The organism is Frankia sp. AgB1.9 (assembly GCF_016786355.1).
GTDB lineage: Bacteria > Actinomycetota > Actinomycetes > Frankiales > Frankiaceae > Pseudofrankia.
In genome coordinates this window covers 1-9,296 of record NZ_JADWYX010000206.1, presented here as the reverse complement: position 1 = coordinate 9,296, position 9,296 = coordinate 1, and the positions used below count along the sequence as shown (strand labels likewise).

Below are 9,296 nucleotides of genomic sequence, written 5' to 3'. Positions count from 1 at the left end.
TGGTGCAGCCCCCGCCCGGGCCCGCGCCGCGGCCGCCGCCGCCCCGGCACTGACCGGGGGCCGCGGCCGACGGGCGAGCCGGGCGGCGGCGACCCGCTCGACCGGCGGGCACCGGACCGGCGGCGAGCGACGCCGCGCGGCGTCGGGCCCGGCCGCCAGCACCGCGTCCGCGCTCCTTTCGCCTGACTGTCGTCGCGGCCCGGACCTTCTGGGCGACCAGTCCGGCTAGGCGAGGCGCCGGCACCGCCGCCGGGCCAGAGGTCCTGGCGGACGAGGCCCTCGACCACCCGTGTCGCACAGTGTTGGCGTTACCACGTACGGTGACACCGTGAACGCTGCTGGCTCGACCCCTCACGTTTGGTGAGCCCGCTGATGGCCACCGCGGGTGCGGCGGGACGGGCTCGGCTTGCCAGGGTTCTCGTCGCCGTCATCCTGGCGATGCTCGCTCCGGTCGTCCTCCTGTTGGCGGGCGGACCGGCCGCGGCCGCGCCAGCCGGGTCATCCAGCGCCGGACCGCCGCGGGCCGGGCCACCCGCCGGACCTGTGCCACCGTCCGCGCTGGCGGTCGGCGCGGGCGCCACCAGCCTGCCCGGGCAGCTGACGTCGGCGGGCTGGCTGGTCGCCGACGCGGATACCGGCCAGATCCTGGCTGCCAAGGGTGCCGACACCCGCGACCTGCCCGCGAGCACGATGAAGATCCTCACCGCGCTCGTCGTCCTGCCGGGGCTGGCGCCGGACCTGCGGGTGACGGTCGGCCGGGACGCCGTCGCCGTCGACGGCACGAAGGTCGGGCTGGTCCCTGGCCAGAGCTACCTGGTGCGCGACCTCGCGACGGCGATGCTGATCGCCAGCGGGAACGACGCGACCGTAGCCCTCGTCGACGCCGTCGGCGGCCGGGACGCCGTGGTCGCGCGGATGAACGCGCTGGCCGCCTCGCTCGGGGCCACCGACACCCACGCGGTCGACCCGACCGGCCTGGACGCGCCCGGTCAGCTGTCCTCCGTGCGTGATCTGGCGATCCTCGGCCGCGCCGCGATCGCCCAGCCCGTCATCAGCCGGTACCTGACCATCCCGCGGGCCGTCCTGCCCACCCCGAACGGCGGCTCCTTCGAGATCCAGAACCACAACCTGCTGCTGGGCAAGTATCCGGGCACCCTCGGGGTGAAGAACGGCTACACCGTCGCGGCCGACGCGACCTACGTCGGCGCGGCGCGCCGGGGCGGGCGGACGCTGGTCGTGGCGTTGCTGCGGGCCGCGCCCAACTACGCGGCGGACGCCCGGGCCCTGCTCGACTGGGGGTTCGCGAACGACGGCGTGGCGGCGCCGGTCGGCATGCTGCCGGCGCCGCCGCCCGCCCCCACGGTCGGGGACGAGACGCGGCCCACCGGCGTCGGGCTCGCTGGGCTCGCCGGCGGTCCGGTCTCCGCGTCTGGCGCCGACCGGCACCACGAGGGTTCCGGTCCCGGCTGGATCACCTGGCTCGCGCTAGGCGCCACGGTTCTCGCCGGTCTGCTGACGGCCGCCGGGCACCGGTGGAAACGGGTACGAGCGCGCCGCCACGCGCAGCGCGCCCGGGCGCGGCATCTGGCGGCGGCGCGGCGCCTCCCGCCGCAGCGGCCCGGCACCGGCCCGCGCGGCCGTCGACGGCAGCGTGACATGTCCGGCTCCGGCCACCGCGGGCGGTGACGTCGCCCACTCCCGGCCTGGGACGCGCCTGCGCTGGCCCGGTGTGACGCGGGCGCCTTGGCCACCCGGGTGGACCGGCTGCGATGGTGGAGGGGTGACACTGTCGAAACGGGCCGCCTGGTTCCTGGTTCTGGTGGGCGTCTGGTCGTGGGTGATCTGGCCTACCTTCCTGCGCAATATCTGGAAGGACCCGCGCGCCTGGCACGACGGGCCGACCGGCTTCTTCCTGGTCCATCTGGTGCTGACGGTCGTCTCGCTGGCGATCGGCACCGCCGTCGCCTGGCTCGGCGCCCGTGGCCTCCTGCGCGCTCGCGCGGGTGCTCGCGGCCCGGCATCCACCGGTGAGCCGGATCGCGACCTGGTCGACTCCGCCCACTAGCGAGCGCCCGGCCGGCCGCCGGGCCAGGTCGTGGACTGTCGCACGCGTGGGATAGACAGGGCGGCGACGGGCGATGGCGGCGGACGGTACCTGCGCGCACAGCTTCTGGGCGCGCAGCTTCTGGGCGCACAGCTCCTTCGGACACAGCTCCTTCGGACGAGTTCGGACAGGGTGATGGCGGTGGACGCGAGCAGGCTGGCGCCGGAGGTGGCTGCCGCCACGGGTTCCGGTGTGGGTTCCGTCGAGGTGGCTGCCCTGGACACCCGCGAGCGGGCGCAGCAACTGCTGCGGCAGCTGGCCGGGCCGCACGCCCGGCTGCGTGAGGACCAGTGGCAGGCGATCGACGCGCTGGTCAACCGGCGCCGCCGGGTGCTGCTGGTGCAGCGGACGGGCTGGGGCAAGTCGGCCGTCTACTTCCTCGCGACCGCCCTGCTGCGCGAACGCGGTGCCCTGCCGGCCGCCGTAGCCGGCGCCGCTGGTGCAGCCGTGCCCACGGGGGCCTGGAACGACGAGCCGTGGCCGGTAGAGCCGCCGGACGACGAGGACGGCTACGCGGACTTCGGCTACGAGCCCGACGACGACCGGTTCGAGCCACCGGACCACGACGCGTCGTCGGTGCCACAGATGCCCGAGGACCTTGCCGCCGGCTGGGTCGAGCCCGGCGTGCCGGCGCTCGGCCGGCCCGGCTGGAACGCCGCGGCACGCAACAAGGTCGGCCCGACCGTCATCGTCTCGCCCCTGCTCGCGCTGATCCGCAACCAGGCCCAGGCCGCCGCCCGGCTGGGCATCCGGGCCGGGGAGATCCACTCCGGCAACGTCACCGAGTGGGACGAGGTCTACGCCGCGCTGCGGTCCGGCGACCTGGATGTGCTCCTCGTCGGGCCGGAGCGGCTGAACAACCCGGCCTTCCGGGACGACTACCTGCCGGAGCTGGCCGCCTCGACCGGCCTGCTCGTGATCGACGAGGCGCACTGCATCTCCGACTGGGGCCATGACTTCCGGCCCGACTACCGCCGGCTGCGCACGCTGGTCGCCGGTCTCGGCCCGGACGTCCCGGTGCTCGCCACCACGGCGACCGCGAACAGCAGGGTCGTCGACGACGTCGCGGAGCAGCTCGGAGCCGGCGGCCATGACGGCGTCACCCCGCGCGCTGCCGGGGCTGGCCGAGTGGCCGGGAGCGCACCCGCCGACGGAACGGGGGAGGCGGCCGGGACGCTGGTGCTGCGCGGCGCCCTGGACCGCGAGAGCCTGCGCCTGGCCGTCGTCACGCTGCCGTCGGCCGAGGCGAGGTTCGGCTGGCTCGCCGAGCATCTCGACCGGCTGCCCGGGTCGGGCATCGTCTACACGCTCACCAAGCCGGCGGCCGAGGAGCTGACGGGCTTCCTGCGGGCGCAGGGACACACCGTCGCCGTTTACCACGGGGGCACCGAGCCGGCGGAGCGCATCGCCGCCGAGGAGGACCTGCTCGCGAACCGGGTGAAGGCGCTGGTCGCGACCTCGGCGCTCGGCATGGGCTTCGACAAGCCGGACCTGGGCTTCGTGGTCCACGTCGGCGCGCCCAGCTCGCCGATCAGCTACTACCAGCAGATCGGCCGCGCGGGCCGTGGCGTCGAACGGGCCGAGGTGGTGCTGCTCCCGGCCGCCGAGGACCGGGACATCTGGAAGTACTTCGCGGACACGTCCTTCCCGCCCGAGGCGATCGTCCGTGACGTCCTGGGCACGTTGGCCGGCTCCGGGCGGGCCATGTCGACGCAGGCCCTGCTGGCAGCCGTCAACGTCGGCTCGGGCCGGCTGGAGTCGATGCTCAAGGTGCTCGACGTCGACGGCGCGGTCCGCCGGGTCCGCGGTGGCTGGGAGTCGACCGGCCGGCCGTGGCACTACGACGCCGAGCGATATGCCCGGCTCGCCGCGGCGCGGGCCGCCGAGCAGCAGGCGATGCTCGACTACCTGGCAACCCGCGACTGCCGGATGGAGTTCCTGCGCCGTCAGCTCGACGACCCGTACGCGGCCGCCTGTGGCCGCTGCGACCGGTGCACCGGACAGAGCTGGGACGCGGACGTCTCGGACGCGGCCCGGGAGCGGGCCAGGACCGAGCTGCGCCGCCCCGGCGTCGTGCTCGAGCCGCGCAAGATGTGGCCGACCGGGATGAAGACCCTCGGGGTGAGCCTGTCCGGGCGGATTCCGGCCGGCGCCGGGGCCGAGCCGGGCCGGGTGCTCGCCCGGCTCAACGATGTGGGCTGGGGGAATCGGCTACGCCCGATGCTCGCTCCGGGAGCCCCTGACCAGCCGATCCCGGATGATCTGGTCCAGGCGATCGTCGAGACGTTGAAGGCGTGGGACTGGAAGCGGCGCCCGGCGGCGGTCGTGGCGCTGCCGTCGCGCTCTCGGCCGCGGCTGGTGGAGAGCGTCGCCGGCCGGATCTCCGCGATCGGCCGGCTGCCGCTGCTGGGCGCGCTCGACCGGATCGCCGACGGGCCGTCCGCCGGCGCCTCGCACAACAGCGCCTACCGGCTCGCTGGCCTCGTCAGCGCGTTCACTGTCCCGCCGGCGGTGGCCACCGGGATCGCGCGGGCCGACGGGCCGGTGCTGCTGGTCGACGACGTGGTCGCGACGGGCTGGACGATGACGGTCGCCGCGCGCCTGCTGCGCGAGGCCGGTGCCACGGCCGTCCTGCCGTTCGCGCTGGCCGTCGAGACCGGTTGAGCCACGCCCGCGCAATCCCGGCCAAAGCGGAACAATGGGGCGGTGGGCGTCGAGGTGCTGATCCGGCCGGCGGTGGATGACGACTGGGCCGGGCTCTGGCCGTTGTGGCACACGGTCATCGCGGCTGGCGAGACCTACCCGTACGATCCGGCCACGTCGAGCGAGGCGGGGAAGGCGATGTGGTTCGCGCCGCCGCCGGCCTGGACCTGGGTCGCGCTCGATCCGGACGGGCGGATCGTCGGCACCTACCAGGTCAAGCCGAACCAGCTCACCCTCGGCGACCACGTCGCGAACGCGGGCTTCATGGTGGCGCCGCAGGCCAGGGGCCTGGGCGTCGGGCGCCAGCTGGGCCTGCACTGCCTGGCCGCCGCCCGGGACCTCGGCTACAGCGCGATGCAGTTCAACGCGGTGGTGACCACCAACGTCGCGTCGCTCAACCTGTGGCGATCGCTCGGCTTCATCATCGTCGGCACGGTGCCGCGCGGCTTCCGGCACGCCGTCCACGGCGAGGTCGACATGCACATCATGCACCGGTTCCTCTGACCCCGAGCGTCACGCTGGGTCACGAATTGCCGGGGGCATCTCGGCGCGCTCCGGTGGTTCGCGCGGGCTCGGCCTTTCTGTGCGCTATAACTATGCCGCTTGAAGAGGGTCGTCCGTGGAGGGCTATATGTCTTTCTCGGAGACAAGGTCGCGGCTATTTCTGGATGGCCTGCGCCCAAGTGGTACGCGTCACATTCTTTGGGTGTCGTTCATCATGTGCGGTTGACGCGATCACCGGGACGGGGTTGGAGAATGGTCCCGAGGTTGTCACCTTCTGGTCCGCGATTCGGTGCCGAGCGTACCCGGCTGCCTGCGGTCGGCTAGCTAGATTCCTTTGTGTGGCAGCAAGTTCGTGACCGGCGTCGTCACGTCGGCCGTCTTGTGTATCGGCGTTGTGAACTCAATGCCCGAACCATGGACATCTGGCTGAAAGCCCCTAGCCTGGTTACACGGCTTCTTCTGACTGGCGAACAGCGAAGGCGGTGACGGGCCGGGATGGTGTGGGAAGAGGACGACCGCTGCACGGCGATGGTCATGGGCGGTGGTCGAGGGTATGTCGCGCACCGATGCAGCAAGAAGGCGTTGGCCGGCGACTCTCAGGGGCTATGCCGGTCGCATCGGCTTGAGCGAGAAGGCAGCGCGGAGACCGACGTCGACGCCGAGCGCCGCTGGCGGGACCAGAAGGCGGCCGAGCGTCGGCTGTGGGAGCTGTGTCGCCACCTCGCCGACTTCTACAGCCTGCCAGCCGACCTCCAGTACGACGAGGCCGACTCGACCCACCCGCCGACCGGCCGCCTGATCATCGACCCCGAGGACCTGCTGCGCGTGCTGCGCGCTACGGATCTGATGCCCCGCGCGAGCTGACCACCCGCCGCCAGGCCAGGCGCACCGAACGGCCCGCGCACCCTGGAGCTGAGCGCCGGCAGACCTGAGCCCTCTAGGACAACCCACGCAAGGGGTCTGTCCTAGAGGGCTCAGGTCTTTCTACTGGCCCGACCGCACCGCGGAACGGACGCGCGGCCCGGCCTCAGGTGTGGCAGGGCGTGAAGAAACAGGTCGGGCTCGCGCTGCCGGTCGGTGGCGCCGTCTTGGTCGGTGGCGCCGTCTTGGTCGGCGACGGTGTGGTCGCCGGCGGCGTCGTCGCCGGCGGTGGCGTCGGCGTCGAGGTGATCACTGGCGGCGTCGTGGCCAGCGCCGGCGACGACGTGTGCGACAGGGACGGATGGTGCGACGGCTCGGTCGCCGGCACCTCCGACGTGGGGACGTCGATGGGCTGCAGACCGCCCTGCGTCCCGGCCGGGGCGGTCGCCGCGGTCGGCGAGCCGGTCACCGAGGTCGGCTGCTGGTTGCTCCCGTTGCCGCGGTGAGTCAGCAGCAGGCTGACCGCGACCGCCGCTCCCAGGACCACCAGGGCGGCGAGCGCCGCGAACACCAACGGCCGCCGATCGGACTGCCGCCGGGCCGGCTGGCGCGGCCGTGGGAACGGGCCGCTGGAGACCGCTTCCAGTCCGGACAGCTCGTCGGAGCTGGTGCTGGAGATCTCGTCCTCGACCGCCCGTAGCGCGGCGGCCTTGGCGAACGGAGAGTCGGCCTCCCCATCGGCGTCGGGGGCCGGGAAGCCGGAGCCGTCGCTGACCTTCTCCAGGCCGTCGTCGACCGCGGTGGCGTCCTCGATGCCGGGGCCGTTGATCACGAAGAGCGGGACCGGCTCACTGCCACGGGCGATCGGCGTCAGCCGCTGCCGGACCTCGTCGGCGTCCGGCCGCTCTTCCGCCGGCTTGTCGAGAAGGTCGCCGAGCAGGCTGCGCAGCGGCCCCGCGTTGCGGAAGGCCCGCCGGCGCCCCTCGACGACCGCGGACAGCACGGCGTACGTCTCCGGGCCCTCGTAGGGCGGGGTTCCCTCCACGGCGGAGTACAGCGTCGCGGCCAGGCCCCACAGGTCGCTGGACGGTGTGCCGGACGAGCCGCGGATCCGCTCCGGCGCGATGTAGGCCGGCGAGCCGACGAGTGCCCCGGTGCCGGTGAGCGTCATGTCGCCCTCGGTCGCCGCGATGCCGAAGTCGGTCAGCCGGACCCGGCCGTCCCGCCCCAGCAGCACGTTGCCCGGCTTCACGTCCCGGTGCAGCACGCCCTTCTGATGGGCGGCGCCGAGTGCGTGGATGAGTTCCAGCCCGATCGCCGCGACCTGGTCGGGGGGCAGCGGGCCGTTGGTGCGGATCACGTCGCCGAGGCTCTCCGCGTCGACGAGCTCCATGATGATCCAGTGGCGCTCGGACTCCTCGACCACGTCGTGGACGGCGACGATGGAGGGGCTGTTCAGCCGCGCGAGCGCTCGCGCCTCCCGCAGCACCCGCGCGCGCAGCGCGTCCCGCTCGTTCTGGGCGCCCGCCAACGGGACGAGGATCTCCTTGATCGCAACGCGACGTTGGAGGACCTCGTCCTCACCGCTCCAGACGACGCCGGCGCCGCCTCGACCGATCGGTGCGTCGAGGCGGTATCGTCCGGCGACGATGCTTGGGGTGCCGTTCCGAGAAGTCTCCGCGTTCCGAGAAGTCCCCGGCGGCACACTCGCCGATCTGGCCATCGAGTCAAGTCTGACAGATCGGGCGGCCCACGTGCGCGCTGGGCGCCCCGGTGGCCGTCACGGCGCTGGGCGGAAGGTCGCGAACAGCTGCCGCCTCAGTCCCTGGTCGCTGGCCCACTGCTTGTCCTCGGTCTGCCAGGAGAGCAGGTAGCCGTGGCCGCCCCGGTCGGCGCCGCGGGAGAGCACATGGACCTTGCCTCCGTCCTTGCTGTACGTGTACTCCCAGTCGGCTTCGGTGGATCCGTCGCCCGTACCGACCGGCGCGAGCCTCAGCCGCTGGTAGTCCGTCAGCCCCATCGGACCGCCCTGTGATGCGGTCTCGAAGTTCGTCAGCCAGTCCCGCAGGATCGAGGCAGGTGCCTGCCCCACGCTTCCGACGCGCAGAACCGTACCAGTGGTCGGATTGGTGAAGTCGACGGTTCCGGCGCCGCCGGCGCCGGCCGCGCGCTTCCAGCTCGACGGGTACGCGAGCGACCAGCCGGCCGCGTCGACGTAGGACACCCAGCCGCGTGGCGGGGTCACCGCGGTGGTGGCGGCCGCCAGCGGGCCGTCCGGGACGGCGCTCGCGGGAGCGCTCGAGCCGAGGTCGGAGGTGGCCGCGGCGGGGGCGCTCGCGGGCCGATCGTCCTTGCCGTCGTCGGCGGACAGCCGGACCACGACCAGTGCGAGCGCGAGCACCACGACGAGAACAGCCAAGACGATCACCGCGCGGCGTTCCGCCTGGGACCGGGGTGGCGTCTCCTCGCCGGGACGCTTCGGGCGGGGCGGCCGGGGCGGGTCCTCCACCGGGCCGGCCTCGCCTCCGTTGGCCGGGACGTCGTCCGGCGGCCGGGTGGGCCGGTTGGACGTCCAGGCGGACCCCGAGGCCCAGTAGCGGGCGAGGTCGTCGAGCTCGCCCGTTTCGCTCCGCGGCTGGAGGACCTCGGTCGGGTCCGGCGTCGGCTGGCTGACTGACGGGCCACCCACCAAAGTGCTGGTTGGTTGGGCCTCGTCCGCGCCTGGGCGTGACCCGTCCCCGGCCGCCTCGTCGGCCAGCACGTCCTTCATGATCACGGTGGTCGGGATCCGGGCCTCGTCGGCTCCGATGGCGACCAGGGTGGCCTCCTGCTCGGAGCTCGCGACCTCGGCCGGCTGGAGATCGGGGGACGCCTCGCTGAGGGGTGCCTCGGCGAGCACCTGGGTGGGTCCGGCAGCCGCTGTGCCGCTGGCTACCGCCGTGGCGCCTGCTACCGCCGCGCTGTCAGCTACCGCCGCGCTGTCGGTCGCCGCCGGCGCGGCGCCGGGGGCCCCCGCCGGGGGGGGGGCGGGGGGGGGGGGGGTGGCCCCCGGTGCGGCTGGTGACGGCGCCGTCAGGGGGGCGTGGACGACCGCCTGGGAGCCGAGCAGGGGTGCTCCCCAGGC

The 9,296-nt window shown here is 73.8% G+C and carries 6 protein-coding genes and 2 pseudogenes; 6 read left to right on the top strand and 2 right to left on the bottom strand.

Translation table 11 applies throughout. The features are described 5' to 3' along the window. The 6 genes and pseudogenes from I6A60_RS42515 to I6A60_RS39775 form a co-directional block, all read left to right on the top strand. Positions 1-229 (top strand): annotated as a pseudogene (locus I6A60_RS42515) (DUF1003 domain-containing protein); the annotation flags it as partial. A gap of 143 nt (positions 230-372) precedes the next feature. Next, the gene (locus I6A60_RS39795; RefSeq protein ID WP_203055863.1) at positions 373-1,686 is read left to right on the top strand and encodes a D-alanyl-D-alanine carboxypeptidase family protein; all 1,314 of its coding nucleotides are present in this window, start codon (positions 373-375) and stop codon (positions 1,684-1,686) included. Between the two features lie 94 nt (positions 1,687-1,780). Then, positions 1,781-2,065: an SCO4848 family membrane protein gene (locus I6A60_RS39790; protein WP_203023359.1), complete on the top strand. Its 285-nt coding sequence runs from the start codon at positions 1,781-1,783 to the stop codon at positions 2,063-2,065. Positions 2,066-2,311: 246 nt separating this feature from the next. Next, positions 2,312-4,768 (top strand): DEAD/DEAH box helicase, encoded by a 2,457-nt coding sequence (locus I6A60_RS39785; RefSeq protein WP_374113327.1) that lies wholly within the window; start codon positions 2,312-2,314, stop codon positions 4,766-4,768. Between the two features lie 42 nt (positions 4,769-4,810). Further along, on the top strand, positions 4,811-5,311 hold the full coding sequence (locus I6A60_RS39780) for a GNAT family N-acetyltransferase (RefSeq protein ID WP_203023357.1): 501 nt from the start codon (positions 4,811-4,813) through the stop codon (positions 5,309-5,311). A 495-nt stretch (positions 5,312-5,806) separates the two neighbouring features. Then, positions 5,807-6,175: a hypothetical protein gene (locus I6A60_RS39775; protein ID WP_203023356.1), complete on the top strand. Its 369-nt coding sequence runs from the start codon at positions 5,807-5,809 to the stop codon at positions 6,173-6,175. A 163-nt stretch (positions 6,176-6,338) separates the two neighbouring features. On the opposite strand, the gene I6A60_RS39770 is transcribed toward I6A60_RS39775, so the two are convergent. After that, positions 6,339-7,895 (bottom strand): serine/threonine-protein kinase, encoded by a 1,557-nt coding sequence (locus I6A60_RS39770; protein ID WP_203023355.1) that lies wholly within the window; start codon positions 7,893-7,895, stop codon positions 6,339-6,341. A 57-nt stretch (positions 7,896-7,952) separates the two neighbouring features. Then, positions 7,953-9,296, bottom strand: a pseudogene (locus tag I6A60_RS39765) (hypothetical protein); the annotation flags it as partial.

Excerpts from the sequence above, each read along its gene's own strand:
- I6A60_RS39775 (WP_203023356.1), top strand. The coding sequence starts at position 5,807 with ATGGTGTGGGAAGAGGACGACCGCTGCACGGCGATGGTCATGGGCGGT.
- I6A60_RS39770 (WP_203023355.1), bottom strand. The coding sequence starts at position 7,895 with ATGGCCAGATCGGCGAGTGTGCCGCCGGGGACTTCTCGGAACGCGGAG.
- I6A60_RS39795 (WP_203055863.1), top strand. The coding sequence starts at position 373 with ATGGCCACCGCGGGTGCGGCGGGACGGGCTCGGCTTGCCAGGGTTCTC.